Origin of the sequence: Streptomyces sp. NPDC050528 (assembly GCF_044457795.1) — a bacterium.
Classification (GTDB): Bacteria; Actinomycetota; Actinomycetes; order Streptomycetales; family Streptomycetaceae; genus Streptomyces.
Map to the genome: position 1 here is coordinate 127,657 of NZ_JBITHH010000017.1, position 17,657 is coordinate 145,313.

Sequence of the window (17,657 nt, forward strand, 5' to 3'; positions counted from 1 at the left end):
CATCCCCGACTCTGTCCGGGGGCGGCCCGGGCACGACCCGGGACCCAACCGACGGTCGGGCTTCGCCGATGGCCAAGGAGCGACCTGCCAGCACCGGCCGCGCACCACATCCACCCTCGCTGTGCGTCCGTGTTCCACCTGGACCTCTCGGCCGGCTTCAGGCCCACCCCCTGAACCGAACCGGCGCTCGGGAGGGCATCATTCGTACCGTGGACGGTGTACGAGACGGAGTCCTGGGCGTCTGGCGGGTCAGCCGGTCCGGTCGGATCGGGGGCTACCTGCTGGCCGTCGGCCCGGCGTGCGGGGCGCTGGCCGCCTGGTGGGGTGCCCTGTCCCACCCGGAGACGGAGAACGTGAAGTCCGCCGGAATAGCGACCGCCTTCGCGCTGGGCCTCGCCCTCTTCGCCTGGTGGGTGCTGCTGCGCGTACGCCTGGAACTCACGACGGACATGATCGTCATGGTGAACCCCTGGGGCACCCAACGCCTGCCCTGGTCGCGGGTCAGCGCGGTGACCCACGGCAATTGGGGAGCCCAGTTCCACACGACGGACGGGTTCACGTACACGGCGTACGCCCTGAGCGACCTGGCAGCCGGAACTCGCCAGGACGACCGGTTCGCCGATGTGAAGCGAGTGGCTGACGCCCAATTCCTGGGCGGACAACCGCAGTAGAAGTCCGGGGCGCCTATGCACGGTCCGGACGCGCCGCCGGAACAGCCCTGTCAGCCGCTCCCCGACAACAGATGCGGCGCATACGCCTCCACCGCCTCCAGCAACTCCCGCTTCGACGGATTCACCATCGCCCGCCCCGCCACCGTCACCGTCGGCACAGTCTCGTTCCCGTCCGCTACGGACCGGACGAACGCCGCCGCGTCAGGGTCCTGCCAGATGTCGACCTTGGTGAACTGCAGCCGGGTGAACCGGAGTTGGGCGAGGAGCTTCATGCAGTACGGGCACATGGGCCGCCAGTAGACGACGACTTCACCGGGCGCTTCAGACACGTAGTCATTCCTCCTCATGCTCACCGGTCGCGGTATGCAGAAGCCGGTGAAGGAAGTACGCGGACGCCGCCGGCAGCACCGGCGTACGTGGCGTGTAGACCGCCAACTTCCGTACCGTACCGGGGCCGTTGACCGGACGGGTGACCAGTCGCCCGAAGGTCATCAGCGGCAGCACCGGGCGCGGTACGGCGCTGACGCCGAGGCCCGCCGAGATCATGCCCGCCACCGTCCCGACCTCCCGGGTCTCGATCAGGTTCGTCCGTCGGATGCCGGCCCGCTCGAAGGACAGGTCCGCGAGCCGCCGTACGCTGCTGGACGGCGTGAAGGCGACGAAGGGCTGCCGGGCCAGGTCGTGCCAGGTCACGGACGCGCGCTCGGCGAGCGGATGGTCGACCGGGAGCACGGCCAACACCGTTTCCTCGCACAGGGGTTGGCCGCGTACGTGCGGATCCGTGTTCCCGCCCTCCGCGATCGCCTCCGCCGAACCCCTGGGCCCCACTACGGCGCCTTCCACGGGCGGTGGAAGACGTCGAGCGGGCCGTAGGCGGTCGGCTTGCTGTCGGTCAGCTCGGGGTGGTTGGCGACGCGGTCCCGGAGGATGCCGATGGTGTCGGGCCACACGGTGACGTGTGCTCCGTCGCCCGTGAGGATGCGGTCCCAGTCCTGGGAAGCCGAGACGCCGGTTCGGTCGATGACGAAACCGCGGCACTCGGTCGCGTCCTGGTCGAGCGTGCGCACCAGCGCCGCTACGGCCTCCTCGCGGTCGGGTGCCGGGACGTCGGTGAGGCGCAGGGTGATGCTCTGTGTCGTCTCGTCCGTGCGTCGCACGATGCCGGTCAGGGACTGGTCGTAGCCCATCCAGCAGGTGAACTCGGTTGTCGAGTAGCGGTCGTCGGCCAGGACGGTGGCGAGGGCTGTGCCGTCGCCCAGCAGGGGTTCGCGGTTCCCGGTCGGTGTCTCGCGGAATCCGAAGAGGGCGTTCGTCAGGGGGTGTACGGCGGAGAGTCCCGCGTCCTCCAGGTGGGCGAGGAGCTGCTGGGCGCTCGTGCTGTTCAGCTTCGGCACGTACCAGGTGAAGAAGCCCGTTGCCCGGGACGGGGCCCTGGCGGGGGCGCTGACTGGGAACTCCTCCTGGAAAATCCGCCTGGCTCGTTCGTCGGGTACGGCGGGGACCGTGTAGTCGTTGGTCCGGATGTGGTCCAGGAACTCCTGCGGGAGGGCGGCGTGGTGACGGCGCACGTAGTGCACGAGGTCGACCGGCCAGATCACAGGTGCCGTCGGTCAGCAGGGACTCGGAGCCCGCGATCCACTCGTCGCCGGCGAGGGCGTCGCGCTGAGCCCCCATCGTCGTATAGATCTCCCGAGCCGATGCCAGGTAGGCGAGAACGCGGTCCTCGTCCCAGGGCCCGCTGCTCCGCACGGCGTCGTGCAGGGACGGCGCATCGGCCGCTGTGGCGTCCGGGCCGCCGAGCTCCCGGAGAAGCCCGCTCGCTTGATCATTGTCACTCCCGTGGGCCTGCCGTCAGTGGGTCATGGGCAGGTAGGTGCGCCAGTAACCATTGTTGCGATGGTGGGGGTCTGGTTGAGTCCGAGGTCGGGGAACGTGCCCACCTTGTTCGTGGGCGTGGGCACGGGCACGGGCACGCCGAGCTCGTTGGCGACGGACTGGGCCAGGGGCAGCTCGGGAGGTCGCGCGTCGGCGCCGGAGTAGCAGGAGATGAGACGTACCGGTTCGCCGTGGTAGTTGGGATTGCTGCGGATGGCGTCCGCGATGTGGTTGGGGTGCGCTTCGAAGTCCGTCAGGGCCTTGCCCGCGGCATTGACGCGACCGGGTAGGAACACTCCCTGGTCCGTGCCGTGGACGACCACGTCGTGTACGCCGGGGATCCGGGCGACCGCTGCAGGTTGTTGAGGGTGCGCTCGTCGTAGCCCACCGTAGTGGTGGTCCTGCCGAAGTAGACGGGGTCGCCCGAGACGAGCTTGAAGTCCCCCGCCTTCAGCGGCGCTACGGGGATCTTCGAGTCCGGAGCCTGGATCAGTTTCCAGGCACGGGACGTGCCCATTTCGTCGAGGGCCGCACTGTTCAGCCGGAAGCCGTTGAACAGGCCCTCCATCCCGCCGTTCTCGGTGACGACTCGGGCTGTGCTGCCGCCTGCTCCGAACGCGCCGCCGAACGCCATGCCGTAGAGGGCGGAGTCGCTCACCTCGTCGAGGCTCAGGCCCTTGCTCTCCCCGGTGGCGATCGCGACGGGCTGGGTGACGGCCAGGTCGACGGTGATCGATTCGAGTCCGCCGATGGCGGCGGTGGCGAGTGTGGTGCCGGCGATGGTGGCGATCTCGGTGGAGACGGTCACGCCGAGGGTGGCGGACAGCTCCAGGATCGAAGCGGTGGCGGCGGCCGCGGCGTCTTCGGAGATGCCGAGCGTGAAGACCGCGAGGGCGGTGCCGGCGACGATGGTGGCGCCGACGATCTCCAGCTCGTGTTCCAGATGCTTGACGGCCTTGTGGACGACATCGGCGTGCTGGACGAGGGCCTTGGCCATGTCGCGGGCGCCGTCGGTCATGTCCCGGAGCCGGCCGTGGCCGTCGTAGTAGTAACGGCGCCAGAACGGGTCGTCGAAGGCGGATATCGCCTCGCCCTTGTTGTGCTCGATGATGCCCCGGGCCGACTTGTTCGCGGCGGCGGTGACCTCTTCGAGATCGTCGGCGAAGTCCCGCCACGCCTTGGCCGCGTCCCGCAGACCGCCCTCGTCGGCATCCGGCCACCACATGCCGGTCATGTCCTGGACGATCTTCTTGGCCGTGTCGGCCGCGCTCACCGCGCGGGTCCGTCGCCGTCGTGCGGAGCAGGTTGGATCTTGCCGAACATCGAGCGGACGAGCAGTTCGTTGTCGACATGGCCGTCCGCCATGTCGGTCATGACCGCCTCGACACTGGCCAGGCCGAGCGCCAGGATCCCGGCGGCCTCTTCCATCTTCGTCACGTGCGGGCCGTACTCCTCGTGGAACTTCCGGGCCCGCTCGTCGTCCCCCCCCACGGCGAACCGGCTCCCGCCAGACCGGTCTTGAGCTTGGTCAGCGCCTTGGCCAGGGCCGGAGCTGTGCGTGTGGAAATCAGGGGCTGTCGCCTTCAGATCGGCGATCTTGATGAAGGGGCGGCAAAGTTCCGATCAAGGGGGAGAGGGGGAAGGGCTGCGCGGCTTGTGGGTCTGCGCGGCCTGTGTGTCGACGTACGGCATCCCATCGCGAGACCTGCCGCCAAGAGCCTGCCCGCGGAAGCCGACGGAACTCTGCGGAAGCTCGCGGCTGACCGCTCCGCGCAATTACGCAATTAACGGGGACCGCACCACGACGAAGGGCCCCGCTGCGAACAGCGGGGCCCTTCGACATCGTGCCCGGTGAGGCACTGGCGGAGGATACGAGATTCGAACTCGTGAGGGGTTGCCCCCAACACGCTTTCCAACTGTGGTGGTGGGGTGTTGGGGTGTGTGCGGGGGCGTTCACCTGGGTTCACAGGCGGCTGACTCATGGACGGGAGTGGCCGTCTGGTCCCGCCTGAACGTCGGCGAACGGTGGTGAATGAGACGGAAACTGAGACGGTTGCTTGGCGGCAGTCACCGATCAAGTATTCGCTCGCCACTGCGGTGGCCAGGTAGCTCGCTCAGCAATGACCTCCCCTGGAACGTGAAGGCTGGCACGGGCCTTCTCGTAGTACGTCCTGCGTGCTGCCCGGTACCTGTTGTACGTCTGATCCCATGTCGCGGCGTCTCCTGCCAACTGGCCCCGCGCTAGCCATTCCAGGTGCCAAACAGCGTCGTTCACTTGGCGAACTGCCCCAGCCGTCCCGCCGTCGGCAAGCAGCCGTAGCGGCTCGGTCAGAGCAGCGCGCCGCAACTCAGCCTTCGCGGCCTGTCCAAGGGCGTCTTCGGTAGGTTCTATCGGAGTGGGGTCCGTTGTCAGTCCTCTGCTGGCCGCCAGCCTTTGGTAGGCGACGACACACTCTTTGATCGCCTGTCCATAGTCGCTGTAGGCCTGGAGACGCGTTCCGTCCCACCGCGCGCTCTGTTCGCGCTGCCAACGCGTGCGGTCGTGGAGTGCGCCAACCAGGTAGGACATGGCTGCGCCGATGACGACGCCGATCAAGGTCGAAAGCTGATCCAGCATGTATCCCCCTCACTTCCTTGCTAGATCAGCAGTGAGGGCGATCCTCGTCAAGTTTCGATGAAACGCCGCTCTGACTGACGATGGCGCTCAGAGTCTGCGATGTCGAAGAGACGGCGTCCGTGATCGTCGTCCTGGTCGGCATCGCGGTGCTTCCTCCGTCAGCGGAGTGCGTTCAACCCGAGCCTGGGAAGCTTGAGGCCTTCGGCGGCGAATGCTTCGCTGACCTGCGGTGGACCTTGAACGGTGCGCAGACGATCGCCGACTTGTTCCCCGCTGTTCCCCGTGCTTCCTCGCAGGATCTGGCACGCATCTGGCACGTCCGACCGCTCGGGACTGAGAGTCTGAGTCCGTGACTGATGATGAGGTTGTCGAGGCGCTGCGGGTCGTAGCGTCGGCGGGGACTTTGCCGCCGCCCGCAACACCGGAGGTTGTCGCCGCGGCGGAAGAGGTGATCGGGTTCTCGTTGCCTCCTCTCCTGCGGCGCTTGTACGTCGAGGTCGCCAACGGCGGATTCGGCCCGAGGCAAGGAATCTTGGGCGTGCGCGGTGGGGCCGCACAGGGCAACTTCGCGGACATCGCCGACTTGTACCAGGACGGACCGGATCCGTCCGGCCGCATCCCGGCCGGCCTGGTGCTGATCTACGACTGGGGCTGCACCATCTGGTCGCTGGTCGACTTCCGCGATCCTGCGGGCGCCATGTGGTGCAACCATGAAGGCGAGTGCTGGCCCCAGGGCGTGAATCTCGCGGAATGGCTGGCGGGCACGCTGGCAGGAACCCTGACGGTGCAAACTCTGCTGGAGAGCCAGCCCACTTCGTAGACCAGCTACCCCATCGACCTGAGCCGGCTACTACGCCCTTGAGGTTGCGGGACTTGAACCCATGACCTCTTCGTCCCGAAGCAACTTGGGTGAGGGTGGTGCCTTGGGCTGGTGTGCCTCTCAACTGGGCTGATGGTCCGCAGGCGTTCGTGCTTGTCCGTCGGTGGTCGTTGACGTTGTCACGCAGTTAGACACTCAGCACCACCCCGATACATCCAGCGACGGTCACCCCGGTCAAGGCCTCTGAGGATCCACGGGGCTCGAGACACGGGCTCACCGCTGTGGTGGTTCGCTGCTGCCGAACGCTGCAAGCAGTGTCGCCCCGCCCAACATCGAGAGCATGACGGTCGGAATGCCACCGTTGTGCTGATTCGATCTTGAAGCGGTCCCTTGTTAGGTTGATCGCCCGGTCGGGTCGACAGGTGGGGGGGGGACGTGGAGTTCCGCGGTTCAGTGGTGTCATTCGAGCGCGCAGTCGAGAAGAAGTTGCTGCGGGCCCAGATCGTCAGTGTTGAGCAGCTGCTTGCGCTGAACGAGCGCGAGCTTCGATCGTTGCCCGGGATAGGACCGACCACCGTAACGCACATCGTCTCGGCGCTGAAGGAGGCAGGACTAGCTCTAGCTGCTGACCCCTACGCGGCGTATGAGTGTGCACGCCATTCAGACATCGCCCGGGACGCCGAACTGCGGGCGTACTTCCTTTGTAACTCGTGCAGGGAGGCCTACGCTCACCTCGCCTTCGGCGATCGGAGTCCGGAGTGGGTGTCGAGGGAGCAGATCGAGGGGCACTGCGGCCACTGTAATGAACGTCGAGGAGTGCGCCTCACCCAGTGGTTTCTTTGCGGTACCTGTGACCGTGTCGTCCGGTCGATCGGGCGGGGCCTTGCATCTGCCAAATATGTTGAATCGGTGTGGGCGGACACATTCCGGGGGGCTTCGGGGCTGTCGCTGCGGGAAACCGACCCTGTTGAGTTGCGTCCTCGGGGGCAGAGGTCGGACGTGGATCGGGTGGCGATAGCTGACTTCGTGGCCGATTACGTGTCAGGTGAAGCTGCGCTTGGGATCGAACTTAAAAGCGGCCGCAGCGCACTTGCTGGAGGTGGCGTAGGAAGTCCCATGTCGCAGTTCCAACTTGACACAACCGACTGTGATGACATAACGGCAGCCGCAGTAGCGTTGAAGGCCCCAATTTTCTTGGTCCACGCCCAGGTTATCGGGCGAGCTCACGCACCGACAGAACGGTATGTAGGAGTGGGGTTGTGGTTCGCCCGACCGTGGGACATGCTCCAGCACCTTGAATCGGTCCGAAGGCGTCCACGCGAAACGAGAGATGCTGCTTATTTTAGGACCGCTATGTTCCGGCCCTTCGCAGAGTTTCCTGCCTATGTGAAGGGCCGATTTTGTGCCGATTCGGAATCCATGCACCGTGATGGTTTTCCTATCCTGTACCAGCGCTGACTTGAATTGCGCGTTGCATCGAGGCCGGCGGAGCGATTTTGGGGCGAGTTACCATGGGGCCCCTTAAGATTCCGACGATTCTGGTAGTCTCTGGATCTGTTTGTAAAATATCGGCTTGGGATCATGGCCTGTCAGCGGCTGGCACAATGAACTGCCGCAAGTCGTCAGCCGCCGTGTCGAGCTGGAGTTCGTCCAGCGACGCCCGCGTGTATATCCATCAACAACCCCAAGCGGGGCCGTGAGAGGATCACGGACGTGAAACTGATCGAGAACACCGAGGCACGCCGGGTGGAGGCGCTCAGTGTCCTTGCCCCTGAAACCCAGGCCGCCCTGGGGCAGTTCTTTACCCCTGCACCAGCCGCTGCCCTGATCGCCTCGATGCCTCGCCTAGACGCGCTGAGTAATACTGTGCGCGTTCTGGACCCCGGCGCCGGGGTCGGCTCGCTGACCGCCGCACTGGTGGTCCGACTGCACGAAGAGTGCCCCGGCGTGGACGTTCACGTCGTTGCTGTGGAGACCGACCCGCAGGTTGTGCCCTACTTGCAGGCCACGCTCAAGGAATGCAGGGCAACCTACGGCACCACTTTCGACCTCGTGCAGGGCGACTACCTCACCGACGATGACGCACTCATCGACGGGCCGTTCGACCTCGTCGTCGCCAACCCACCCTACGGAAAGCTCGCCGCAGGCAGCCTGCACCGTACGCGCACTGCGCACCACCTGGTCGATACCAGCAACATCTACACGGCCTTCTGGGCCAGGGCCACAGCTGCCCTCGCCCCCTGCGGTCAGATCTCGATCATCGTGCCCCGCTCCTGGGCCAACGGCACCTACCACCGCGTCTTTCGTCGGTGGATGCTCGATCGCACCAGCCTCGACCTCCTCCACGTCTTCGAGAGCCGCAACACAGTCTTCGCCGACACCGGTGTCCTCCAGGAAAACGTCATCGTGGTTGGCACACGGGGCGAGCAGCAGCCACAGGTCGTCCTGTCGGCGTCGATCGCGCACGACGATGCCCCGCTGCGCCGCACCGTCCCGTTCGACGCCGTGGTCCTGCCCGGGGACCGCGAGCGGTTCGTCCGCTTCGATGACTCCGCTGCCGTGCCGCCGGCAGTCTCATTCACCTTGGCCGACCTGGGTTTGGGCGTCAGCACGGGCAAGGTCGTCGACTTCCGTAACCGCGAACACTTGACCGGAGACCTCAGCGCCGACGGTGTTGTGCCGATGGTCTACCAGGCCAACGTGCGCGGCGGAGAGATCGAGTGGCCACAGCGCCCCGCGAAGAAGCCGCAGGGTTTCTCCCCCAGCACCGAGGCCGCCCGCAAACTGCTCTTGCCCGAAGGGCATTACGTCGTCATCAAGCGCTTCTCCGCGAAGGAGGAGAAGCGGCGCGTGGTCGCGGGCGTCTGGAAGCACGATGGCCCGGTTGCCCTGGACAATAAGACCAACTACCTGCACGAGAAGAAGGGGCCTATCGACCCTCAGCTCGCGCACGGGTTGATGCTCTGGCTGAACTCCTCGACACTCGACGCGATCTTTCGCACCTTCTCCGGGCACACCCAGGTCAACGCCGGGGACGTCAAGACGCTCCCTTTCCCCTCCCGCGACGATCTGGTGCGCTTGGCACAGAACGCGCCGGAATGGCTCCCAGAGCAGTCGAAGCTCGACGCCCTCGTGGCTGACTTGTTCCCCGCTGTCGTAGGCTCCGCAGAGTGATCAGCACTTTACGAGCATCTGTCGAGAACGCTAGCGCCCTCCTGCAAGCCTTCGACTTCGACAAGGTCCGCTGCAATGACAGGTCCGCCCTGACGGCCCTCGTGCTGCTCGGCCTGGAGCCAGGCGAGCCGTGGGACACGGCGACCAACCCGCGTCTCGGCGTCACGGAAGTTATGGGCGTCATTGCGGAGAAGTGGGGTAAGGAGTACGCCCCGAACTCGCGGGAGACCTTCCGCAAGCAGACGCTCCACCAGTTCGTCGACGCGGGGTTCGCTGAGCACAACTCCGATGCTCCCGAAGGGCGCGCGGTCAACTCCTCCAAGAACAATTACCGGATCGCTCCGGCTGCTCTGTCCGTAGTGCGTCTCTTCGGCACCCGGGGGTTCCAAGATGCCCTCGACGCTTGGATAGCCGAAGCTCCCACCCAGAAGGCTGCTTACAAGGCCACCCGCAAGATGCAGATGCTCCCGGTCACGCTGCCCGACGGCCGTCTGTTCAGCCTCTCTCCCGGTGGCCAGAACCCCCTGATCCGGAACATGGTCGAGGAGTTTTGCCCTCGCTTCGCCCCGGGCGGACAGGTCCTCTACCTGGGGGACGCCAAGGATCACCGCTACGACATCCGCGAAGACGACGCCTTCGCACGTCTCGGGCTGGCCTTCGACGAGCACGGCAAGAACCCGGACCTCGTGGTCTACGACGAGCAGCGCGGTTGGCTTTTCCTGATGGAGGCCGTCACTTCTCACGGACCGATCGACTTCGGACGGCGTGAGCACTTGAAGAACCTCTTCGCGACGGACAAGGCAGGGCTGGTGTTCGTGAACTGCTTCCCGGACCGAGCCACGATGCGCAAGTGGCTGGCCGACCTCGCATGGGAGACCGAAGCCTGGGTGGCTGACGCACCTGATCACCTGATCCACCTGAACGGCTCACGGTTCCTCGGCCCCTATGAGTGAGCCTCGTCAGCTCGGGCCCTGATTGTCGGGACTCCGCCGGCCGTCTTCTGGCGGACGTGGATGCTCTGTTGTCACGGTTACGAGGCTGTGTTGAACGAGCACGTGATTCCGCGGCCGTACTGAGCTGTTGGACCATCAGCTTGGGAAGCTAAGGTGATGTAGGGCGTGTTGCCGGGCTGACCTGCGGCGGAAGGGTGTCGCCGTCCGGCGGGCGGTCCGTTGATTCCCCGGAGTTCCCCGTGAGTCCCCACCCGTTCTGGCACGACAGTGGCACGGGCTGGTTAGGCGGCGTTGGTAGGCGATCGTGACGGGCCCCCTCAGTCGTCCCACAGCCCGCGCTCTTCTGCCTCGGCCTCTTCTTCGTGCGTGAGCCCCTTGACTAGAGTGCCCTCGTCGCCGGTGCGGAACCGCTCACTGTTGAATAGCATCAGATGGCCACACGAGGAACATTCCACCCCGACCAAGAAGAGGACGTTCTGCTCCTCATCGCTCTGCATGTCCTTGGCGGAGTGAAGGCCCCCAATCTCTGCCATTACGGGCCACGACTTTGCCCCTAGAGTGTCGGAGTTGCAGACCGGACAGCTTTTCAGACCGAGCTGAACAAGTTTCTCTGTCACTTCAGTCAGGAACTTCTTGCGCCAACGGGCCACTGCCACCCACCTCTTCGTGATCGATGGGCCCAAGTGCGTTGAGCCGAGCCCTTCCCACTCACTTTAGCCACTACCCTTCCCAGCTCCCATCCCGTCCGCCGTCGACCCACACAACGTGGAGCAGGCGTGGTTCAGGGGCGTCAAGGTGGAGCGCGCCACTGTACGAACGACCTTGACGCCCCTGGGCCGCGCCTGCTCGGCTCTGCCTGGGTCGGCGGTGGACGGGATGGGAGCACCCCACGCCACGACGGACCGTCAGCCGGGAGCGGGTCCCCCCCCCGGTGCCGGCCGATCCCCCGCCGGAGGCATCGTCTGCGTCTGCGCGTATACCTGCTGAGCTATCAGGAATCACCAGCACGGCGGAGTTGGAGCATCAGGACCATAGCGGCTACGGCGGACCGACCTGGGGCAAGGCATCTTTCTGCTCTCCAAGCGCTGTGTCCCTGCCTCACCGATACAGTCTGCCGAGCCCACCGTGCTCAGGCTTGCCGGTGCGTTGTCAGTGGTGCGCGATAGCGTCGTTTGACATGAGAGAGGACACGGATGGCGAACAACACCCCGTACACGCTGGTGACCAACCTCAAGTACTGGCTGCTAGCCAGTGGAGGGCTGGTCGTAGGCGTGGTGCTGCTGTACGTGTCAGGCCTTCCTTGGTTCGAGGATCACCAATCTTTCGGCGCCCTGACCAGTCAGCTCGGTGGCCTTCTCATCGCATCAGTTGCCTTGGCAACTATGTGGGACCTGGTCGGGCGCCGTTCGTTCTTCAGAGAGATGCTTGAAGTTCTTGAGCTCAAGCAGGACATCCATGCGTCGGGACTCACGTCGATTGGCACGGACTACAGGAAGGTCGTCAACTGGGATGACTGCCTTGGGTCCGCCAAGAACCTGGACATCTTCGCAGCCTGGGCTACGACTTGGCGCAACAGTAACCAAACAAATCTTCAGCAACTGGCATCCCGAAGCGATGCGAAGATCCGAATCTGCCTCCCTGACCCCGCAGACCCCAACTGCATCAAATCCCTGGCCACCCGCTTCAACATGACGCAGACCGAGGCCCGCAACAGGCTTAGTGAAGCTATCGAGGGGTATAAGAAACTTGATGCAAACGGTAGTAGTACGGGGCGTGTTGAGATTTACACAACTCCTGTCTTCAGGGCCTTCACTTCCTACAGGATCGACAATCAATTTGTCGTAACCTTGTATCACCACAAGGATAATCGACGGGGCTCTTTCCCTGCCCTTACATGCAGGGAGGGCGGTTCTCTGTTTGCTTTCTTCGAGGAAGATTTGGAGGGGGTTCTCGATGCAAGCACAAAAATCTATCCATGATGCGCGGTTTGGTCACATCGACGTATTCCGTCACGACTTGCCTCGTAGTGTCTACGAGAGTCTGGTGGCTAGTGGAAGGGTGGCCTGGGACATTGAAACCAATGGCCTTGACCCGCGCGAGTCCCAGATTGGCACATGTCAGATTTACTGCCCAGGTGTGGGTGCGTTCGTTGTGACTCAGGTGGCTGGGACAGTGCCCCCGGTGTTGTCGCGATTGCTATCCGACGAGCGCGTGCTAAAGGTGTTTCACCATGCACCCTTCGACCTGTCATTTATGGCACATTCCTGGGGTGTTGCGCCAGGCAATGTGGCTTGCACGAAGATTGCAGCCAAGCTTGTTGCTCCGTCGGATCCGGCCGAGAATTTCTCCTTGAAATACCTCATGGCTCGTCACTTCAATCTGCGCCTCGATAAGTCTGTTCGTTTCACGGACTGGCTGACGGAGTCGCTGAGCGAGAGTCAGGTTGAGTATGCAGTTGGAGACGTCATCAGGCTGCTTGACCTATACGATCTACTCGTATCTGAAATTGCCCAACGCGGGTTGGCTGGTCTGTATGATCGCTGCGTGAAATTTCTACCCACTCATGTAGAACTGCGTCTTCACGGATGCCCTGATCCATTCAAGTATTAGGGCTTTAGGGATGCAGCGGAAGAAAGATCGGCGGAACGGTTTTGGGCTGGAGCTGCTTTGGCGAGAGCGATTATGGCCCCGTATATTCACGGCGAATCGGGAACTGTGCGGACCTTCGTGGTACAGAACGACATGCCCTTTCTCTGGCATCAAGTGACTGATTGCCATGGGTGCGGCACGGGCGCCGGCCGGGCTGGAGCGGGGCGGAGACAGGAGCGCAGGCCCGGCCGGGGGTCGGGCCGCGCGCGGGGAGCGGAGCGAGCCGCCTTGAACCAGTAGAGAAAGTTGTAACTCAGTAGGTTGGATGGTGCTGTTGGGGGTGTGCCTCACGGCTGGGTGCTGTGCTGTCTGAGGAAAGGGCTCGCTCGTGCATCCCAGAAGGCGGTGGATGCAAGGGAGTGTCGTGAGCGCTGAGATCGGCTATGGAGCACAGCCTGATGTGATCGCGGCGCTTCTGGCCGCTGCTGGAGGCGGGGCGGTGGTGCTGTCGTATGACGAGGACCGATCGTTCGCCGCGCTGAGCTTGAGCCGCTTCGGTTCTGTGGGGTCATCTCGCCTGGACTGGAGTGGTGTTGAAGTACTCCAGAGCTCCCCAGTATTCGACGGTGGGGAGCTTCGGGGACTGTTGGGTAGGCTCGCTCGTCCGGACGAGTTGGCAGTCGTGTTCTGGGGCAATCTCGCGGTGCCCTCGCTCGCCCTGGAGGTCGGCTTGGTAGCCACGCATGCCGACATGATTTTGGAGTGCTGTTCTGAGTGCTGGGTCTACCTCGTTGACAGTGGGATCCTGATCGAATTCCAGGATGGCGAAGGGTTCACCGCCGGGCGGGTGCCACGCTGACCTCTTGGTGGAGGCTCGTCAGCTACTGGAGCGCGGCTTGAAGTCGTATGCGCACGGGGGAAGTTCTGCGGCCTGACGGTGTGCCATCGGCAGGAAGGTCACTGGGCTTACGGTCCAGGTGATGAGTGTGCGGGCATGGATGACGGACACCGTCCAGGGCACGCGCCGCAAGAGGGCCCGTCGGGTGTTGATGCGGTGGTCGTAGAGCCGTTCCCATGCCTCCTGGGAGGCGTCGGAGTCGAGTGCCGGTGAGATGGTGCGCAGGATCTCGGAGACCCAGTTGTTCGCCTCGACCTCTGTGTAGGCGTCGTAGGAGCCGAAGAGCGTTGGCGGCTGGCTGTCGTCCAGGTGTCGGGTCCAGCACTCGCACCAAAAGCCTGGGTCGATCGTCGTGCTCAGCACGGGTGCCCTCCTCGTCGTACATCCGTGAAGAGCTCCGCGGTGACCGTGTGACCGCCGTCGCTGTCGTGCACCACGACCCGATGCGCAATCGCGCTGACCATCCCCAGCCCTCGGCCGTGCTCCGCCTCCTGGTCCTGGTGCTCGACCTTCGGAGCCGTACCGGCGCCCCCGCCATCCGTCACCGACAGAGCGACCACCTGCGACGACACCGCAAGCGCCAGATGGAAACTGCCGGCCTCCCGCCCACTCGCCGTGTGCAGGATCGCGTTCGCGCTCAACTCGCTCACGATCAGTTCCGCGTCCTCGGCCAACGGCGACCCGCGCAGGATGTCCCGCGTCCAGCGCCGCGCCCTGCTGACCTCTTCCGGGAAACCTGGGCAAGTGAGTCCCCAGACCGGCGCAGTGCTCGTATACTCGTGCATACAAGTTCCTTCGTGCTGGTAGGCCGCCATGTGCAGCGGGTTCGGGCTAGACGAGTTTGATGCCGTCGTGGGCGCGGATGGCCGGCGGAGACGCCGCGTCGAGTGCGTCGATGACGCGGATCGCGTATGCCTCGTCGGCGAGTTCGGATACTTCTTCGCGGGTGACCCAGCGCAGTGCGCGGGTCTCGTCCCCGGTGGTGGGTGTGCCGTCGGCGGCCTGGCAGCGGAAGACCAGGGAGACGATCAGCCCCGTCATGTTCTTGTAGACGCCGGTGAGGGTCGCGGGGAGTGCGATCTTGATGCCGGTTTCTTCGAGGACTTCGCGCTGAAGGGCCTCGGGGAGGGTTTCGTCTCGCTCGACGATGCCACCCGGAGGTTCCCACTTGCCGTTGTCCCGGCGCTTGATCAGGAGGGCGCGGCCGTGGTCGTCGACGATGACTCCGGCGACGCTCACGGAGTGCGGACGGTCAGTGCTCACGTTCCTCGGCCCTCCCGGCTGGCTAGGCTCTCCACCGTAGCAACAACACTCGCCCACTCGTCTAGATACCTAAAGGAGTACTCAACGTGAGCCCTCTCCGTTCCGGCCTGCTCGGCGATCTCGACCCCACGAGTGATCGTGCGGTCTTCCGGCAGATCGCCGACCAGCTGCGCGAGGCCATCGACCGTGGGCGATTCAAGGAGGGCGAAAAGCTGCCCTCCGAAGCCGACCTCGTCGAGCACTACGGAGTTTCCCGGATGACCGTCCGCAACTCCTTCTCCGTCCTCCAGGGCGAGGGCCTGGTGCACGCCGAGCACGGCAAGGGCGTCTTCGTCCGGCCCCGGCCGCCCGTACGGCGTCTCGCCTCCGACCGCTTCGCGCGACGGCACCGTGAGCAAGGGAAGTCCGCGTTCATCGTTGAGGCCGACGCTGCTGGCAGCCATCCCCAGGTCGACAGTCTGGAGGTCAAGGAGGAGAAGGCCAGCCAGGACATCTCCACCCGGCTCGGCTCCGTACGGCGCGTGCTCGCCCGACGCCGCCGGTATCTGCTGGACGGAAAGCCGGTCGAGTTCGCCACTTCCTACCTCCCCCTCGACATCGCGCGCGGCACGCAGATCGCCGAGCCCAACCCGGGCCCCGGCGGCATCTACGCCCGCCTCGAAGAACTCGGCCACCACCTCGACCACTTCGAGGAAGAGATCCGCGCCCGGATGCCCTCGCCCACCGAGGTCAAGACGCTCCGGCTGGCCTCCGGCGTGCCCGTGATTCACCTCATCCGCACCGCGTACGACACCGAGGGGCGGGCTGTGGAGGTCTGCGACACGGTCATGGCGGCGGACGCCTACGTGCTGTCGTACCAGCTCCCGGCGACCTGATCGCATGACGGGTGGTGGTGCGCGGGGGACGCTTCCCGAACTCGTACACCCCAACGTGCATACTCGTATAGACGAGTGGGCAAGTTGTGTGGCAGGGTGGTCCGCACGAACCCGGAGATCGGGTTCTCGGATCGCTACATGTATAGACGAGTAGATAGGGAAACTTCCTTGCGTACCATCCGTGTTGAGACCGCCGCCGCGACGATCCTGCTGACCGAGGCCCCGGAGCCGAAGGTCCGCGACCGTCAGACCGGCGAGATCGCCAAGGACGCCGTCAGCGGCGAGGCGCTCATGACGCTCGGTGTCGTCTACATCGAGGAGGGCGAGTCGTCCCTCATCAAGGTCACCATCCCCGAGGGCGGTGTGTCCGAGGGACTGGCGCTCGGAGCTCCGGTCTCGCTCCCGGGGCTCGTTGCCCGGCCGTGGGAGAGCGTGTTCAACGGGCAGCAGCGCCACGGCATCGCCTTCCGTGCCGCCGCCGTCACTCCGGCCGCGTTCCCGGCCGTCGCCGGGGCTGCTGCCTGATGACCGACCTGACGACGCTCCTGGAGGTGGGTGGTCCCCTCGCCGCACTCGGTGGCGGAGCCGCCTACACCCGGGCCAAGTACCCGGCCGCGTACTGGTCCACGATCGGCCTGCCGATATCCACCACCCGCCTGCTCAGCTCGTACGGCTCGGTCATGGAGGCCTGCGGCCTGACCGTCGCCCCGTCCCGACTGCGCGTCCTCGCCGTCAAGGCCACCACCCGCCGCGAGATCCGGCCCGTGCCGCCGCGCCGGGGCATCATCCGCCCCACCTCGACCGGGCTGCGGATACGGCTGCGGCTCGCCCCGGGCCAGGAACCCGTCGACGTCGCCGCCTCCGCCGAACGGCTGCGCCACGCCTGGGGAGTTCACGCCGTCTACGTCACCACCCTCAAGCCCGGCATCGTCGAACTCCGCCTCGTCGGCTACGACGTGCTGCGGCGGGTGCGGATGCCGCGCAAGCTCCCGTCGGGTCTCCTCAAGGTGCCGGTCGCCCTGCGGGAGGACGCCACCCCGTTCGTACGGGACTACCGCACCGTCCCGCACCAACTCACCCTCGGCGCAACCCTGTCGGGCAAGTCCATGTACCTGCGCCACCTGGTCGCCGGACTCGCCCGACAGCCGGTCGCCCTGGTCGGCATCGACTGCAAGCGCGGCGTGGAACTGTCCCCGTTCGCTGCCCGCCTCTCTGCCCTGGCCACCGACCCCGACCAGGCCGCCGATCTGCTGCCCGCGCTCATCGACGAAATGGAGGACCGCTACGACCTGATCAAGGCTCGGCAGGGAATCGCCCCCAACACCCCCGAGGAGGAGATCACTTCAGACATCTGGGGCCTGCCCGAACGCGAACGCCCGGTCCCGATCGTGCTGTTCGTCGACGAGGTGGCCGAACTCTTCCTCGTCGCCACCCGCAGGGACGAGGAACGACGCGACGAGATGGTCACCCAGCTCATCCGCCTCGCCCAACTCGGCCGCGCCGCCGGCATCTACCTCGAAGTCTGCGGCCAGCGCTTCGGCGCCGAACTCGGCAAGGGCGCCACCACGCTCCGCGCCCAACTCACCGGCCGCGTCTGCCACCGCGTCAACGACGAAGCCTCCGCCAAAATGGCACTCGGCGACATCGCCCCCGAAGCCGTCGGCGCCGCCTGCGCCATCGCCCCGGAACGCCCCGGCCTGGCTGTCGCGGGCGATACCTCGGGCGGCTGGTCCCGTATCCGCACCCCCTACCTGTCCCTCGGCGACGCCGCCGAGATCTGCCGCGACTCCGCGCACTTGGTGCCCGACCTGCCCGCGCTCAAGCGCTTCCAGCCGTACGCGCCCGCGCAACCGGTCAAGGCCCCGGGCCCCAACGTCCAGCCGCGCCCGGCCACCAACTGACCTTCCCTCACCCCGGTTTGG

20 protein-coding genes are annotated in these 17,657 nt (G+C 65.4%); 10 read left to right on the forward strand and 10 right to left on the reverse strand.

The window, feature by feature from the left end; genetic code table 11:
- Nucleotides 1–209: 209 nt before the first annotated feature.
- The gene (locus ACIBK4_RS43440; RefSeq protein WP_399004464.1) at nt 210–671 is read left to right on the forward strand and encodes a hypothetical protein; all 462 of its coding nucleotides are present in this window, start codon (nt 210–212) and stop codon (nt 669–671) included.
- A 50-nt stretch (nt 672–721) separates the two neighbouring features.
- Here the strand turns inward: ACIBK4_RS43440 and ACIBK4_RS43445 are convergent, their stop codons facing one another.
- The 6 genes from ACIBK4_RS43445 to ACIBK4_RS43470 form a co-directional block, all read right to left on the reverse strand.
- On the reverse strand, nt 722–1,000 hold the full coding sequence (locus ACIBK4_RS43445) for a glutaredoxin domain-containing protein (RefSeq protein ID WP_399004466.1): 279 nt from the start codon (nt 998–1,000) through the stop codon (nt 722–724).
- A gap of 4 nt (nt 1,001–1,004) precedes the next feature.
- Nucleotides 1,005–1,499, reverse strand: a complete 495-nt coding sequence (locus ACIBK4_RS43450; RefSeq protein ID WP_399004468.1) for a LysR substrate-binding domain-containing protein — start codon at nt 1,497–1,499, stop codon at nt 1,005–1,007.
- Nucleotides 1,499–2,269, reverse strand: coding sequence for a hypothetical protein (locus ACIBK4_RS43455; RefSeq protein ID WP_399004470.1), 771 nt, complete (start codon nt 2,267–2,269; stop codon nt 1,499–1,501). The genes ACIBK4_RS43450 and ACIBK4_RS43455 overlap by 1 nt, the downstream gene beginning before the upstream one ends.
- Nucleotides 2,270–2,530: 261 nt before the next feature.
- Nucleotides 2,531–2,842 (reverse strand): hypothetical protein, encoded by a 312-nt coding sequence (locus tag ACIBK4_RS43460; RefSeq protein ID WP_399004472.1) that lies wholly within the window; start codon nt 2,840–2,842, stop codon nt 2,531–2,533.
- Entirely contained in the window at nt 2,800–3,819 is a 1,020-nt protein-coding gene (locus ACIBK4_RS43465) for a hypothetical protein (RefSeq protein WP_399004474.1), read from the reverse strand. The genes ACIBK4_RS43460 and ACIBK4_RS43465 overlap by 43 nt, the downstream gene beginning before the upstream one ends.
- Nucleotides 3,816–4,037, reverse strand: a complete 222-nt coding sequence (locus ACIBK4_RS43470; RefSeq protein WP_399004476.1) for a hypothetical protein — start codon at nt 4,035–4,037, stop codon at nt 3,816–3,818. Before ACIBK4_RS43470 ends, ACIBK4_RS43465 begins: the two co-directional genes overlap by 4 nt.
- Before the next feature lie 1,475 nt (nt 4,038–5,512).
- Here ACIBK4_RS43470 and ACIBK4_RS43475 point away from each other — a divergent pair.
- From ACIBK4_RS43475 to ACIBK4_RS43485, 3 genes are all read left to right on the forward strand, one after another.
- Nucleotides 5,513–5,983, forward strand: coding sequence for an SMI1/KNR4 family protein (locus tag ACIBK4_RS43475; protein ID WP_399004478.1), 471 nt, complete (start codon nt 5,513–5,515; stop codon nt 5,981–5,983).
- 1,713 nt (nt 5,984–7,696) lie between these two features.
- Nucleotides 7,697–9,157 (forward strand): class I SAM-dependent DNA methyltransferase, encoded by a 1,461-nt coding sequence (locus ACIBK4_RS43480; protein ID WP_399004480.1) that lies wholly within the window; start codon nt 7,697–7,699, stop codon nt 9,155–9,157.
- Nucleotides 9,154–10,110, forward strand: coding sequence for a BsuBI/PstI family type II restriction endonuclease (locus tag ACIBK4_RS43485; protein WP_399004482.1), 957 nt, complete (start codon nt 9,154–9,156; stop codon nt 10,108–10,110). Before ACIBK4_RS43480 ends, ACIBK4_RS43485 begins: the two co-directional genes overlap by 4 nt.
- A gap of 317 nt (nt 10,111–10,427) precedes the next feature.
- On the opposite strand, the gene ACIBK4_RS43490 is transcribed toward ACIBK4_RS43485, so the two are convergent.
- On the reverse strand, nt 10,428–10,766 hold the full coding sequence (locus ACIBK4_RS43490; RefSeq protein ID WP_399004484.1) for a hypothetical protein: 339 nt from the start codon (nt 10,764–10,766) through the stop codon (nt 10,428–10,430).
- A 537-nt stretch (nt 10,767–11,303) separates the two neighbouring features.
- Between ACIBK4_RS43490 and ACIBK4_RS43495 the strand changes: the two genes are divergently transcribed.
- From ACIBK4_RS43495 to ACIBK4_RS43505, 3 genes are all read left to right on the forward strand, one after another.
- Entirely contained in the window at nt 11,304–12,089 is a 786-nt protein-coding gene (locus ACIBK4_RS43495) for a hypothetical protein (RefSeq protein ID WP_399004486.1), read from the forward strand.
- Complete coding sequence (locus ACIBK4_RS43500) at nt 12,064–12,720, forward strand: ribonuclease D (RefSeq protein WP_399004488.1); 657 nt, start codon at nt 12,064–12,066, stop codon at nt 12,718–12,720. Before ACIBK4_RS43495 ends, ACIBK4_RS43500 begins: the two co-directional genes overlap by 26 nt.
- Nucleotides 12,721–13,123: 403 nt before the next feature.
- Nucleotides 13,124–13,558, forward strand: coding sequence for a hypothetical protein (locus ACIBK4_RS43505; RefSeq protein WP_399004490.1), 435 nt, complete (start codon nt 13,124–13,126; stop codon nt 13,556–13,558).
- An 18-nt stretch (nt 13,559–13,576) separates the two neighbouring features.
- On the opposite strand, the gene ACIBK4_RS43510 is transcribed toward ACIBK4_RS43505, so the two are convergent.
- Genes ACIBK4_RS43510 through ACIBK4_RS43520 form a run of 3 tightly spaced genes read right to left on the reverse strand, consistent with a single transcriptional unit; the run spans nt 13,577 to nt 14,836 of the window.
- Nucleotides 13,577–13,960 carry a hypothetical protein gene (locus tag ACIBK4_RS43510; RefSeq protein WP_399004492.1) on the reverse strand — a complete coding sequence of 128 codons (384 nt, stop codon included), beginning with the start codon at nt 13,958–13,960 and terminating at the stop codon, nt 13,577–13,579.
- On the reverse strand, nt 13,954–14,382 hold the full coding sequence (locus ACIBK4_RS43515) for an ATP-binding protein (RefSeq protein WP_399004494.1): 429 nt from the start codon (nt 14,380–14,382) through the stop codon (nt 13,954–13,956). Before ACIBK4_RS43515 ends, ACIBK4_RS43510 begins: the two co-directional genes overlap by 7 nt.
- 46 nt (nt 14,383–14,428) lie before the next feature.
- Complete coding sequence (locus tag ACIBK4_RS43520; RefSeq protein ID WP_399004660.1) at nt 14,429–14,836, reverse strand: NUDIX hydrolase; 408 nt, start codon at nt 14,834–14,836, stop codon at nt 14,429–14,431.
- A 110-nt stretch (nt 14,837–14,946) separates the two neighbouring features.
- On the opposite strand from ACIBK4_RS43520, the gene ACIBK4_RS43525 reads away from it, so the two are divergent.
- The 3 genes from ACIBK4_RS43525 to ACIBK4_RS43535 all read left to right on the forward strand — a co-directional run bounded on the left by ACIBK4_RS43525 (nt 14,947) and on the right by ACIBK4_RS43535 (nt 17,636).
- Nucleotides 14,947–15,735, forward strand: coding sequence for a GntR family transcriptional regulator (locus ACIBK4_RS43525; protein WP_200689245.1), 789 nt, complete (start codon nt 14,947–14,949; stop codon nt 15,733–15,735).
- A gap of 168 nt (nt 15,736–15,903) precedes the next feature.
- Nucleotides 15,904–16,260, forward strand: a complete 357-nt coding sequence (locus ACIBK4_RS43530) for a hypothetical protein (protein ID WP_399004496.1) — start codon at nt 15,904–15,906, stop codon at nt 16,258–16,260.
- Entirely contained in the window at nt 16,260–17,636 is a 1,377-nt protein-coding gene (locus ACIBK4_RS43535; RefSeq protein WP_399004498.1) for an FtsK/SpoIIIE domain-containing protein, read from the forward strand. The genes ACIBK4_RS43530 and ACIBK4_RS43535 overlap by 1 nt, the downstream gene beginning before the upstream one ends.
- Nucleotides 17,637–17,657 lie beyond the last annotated feature (21 nt).

Bases quoted from the DNA above. Each gene is read 5' to 3' on its own strand.
- ACIBK4_RS43495 (WP_399004486.1), top strand. From the start codon at position 11,304: ATGGCGAACAACACCCCGTACACGCTGGTGACCAACCTCAAGTACTGG.
- ACIBK4_RS43500 (WP_399004488.1), top strand. From the start codon at position 12,064: ATGCAAGCACAAAAATCTATCCATGATGCGCGGTTTGGTCACATCGAC.
- ACIBK4_RS43515 (WP_399004494.1), bottom strand. From the start codon at position 14,382: ATGCACGAGTATACGAGCACTGCGCCGGTCTGGGGACTCACTTGCCCA.
- ACIBK4_RS43535 (WP_399004498.1), top strand. From the start codon at position 16,260: ATGACCGACCTGACGACGCTCCTGGAGGTGGGTGGTCCCCTCGCCGCA.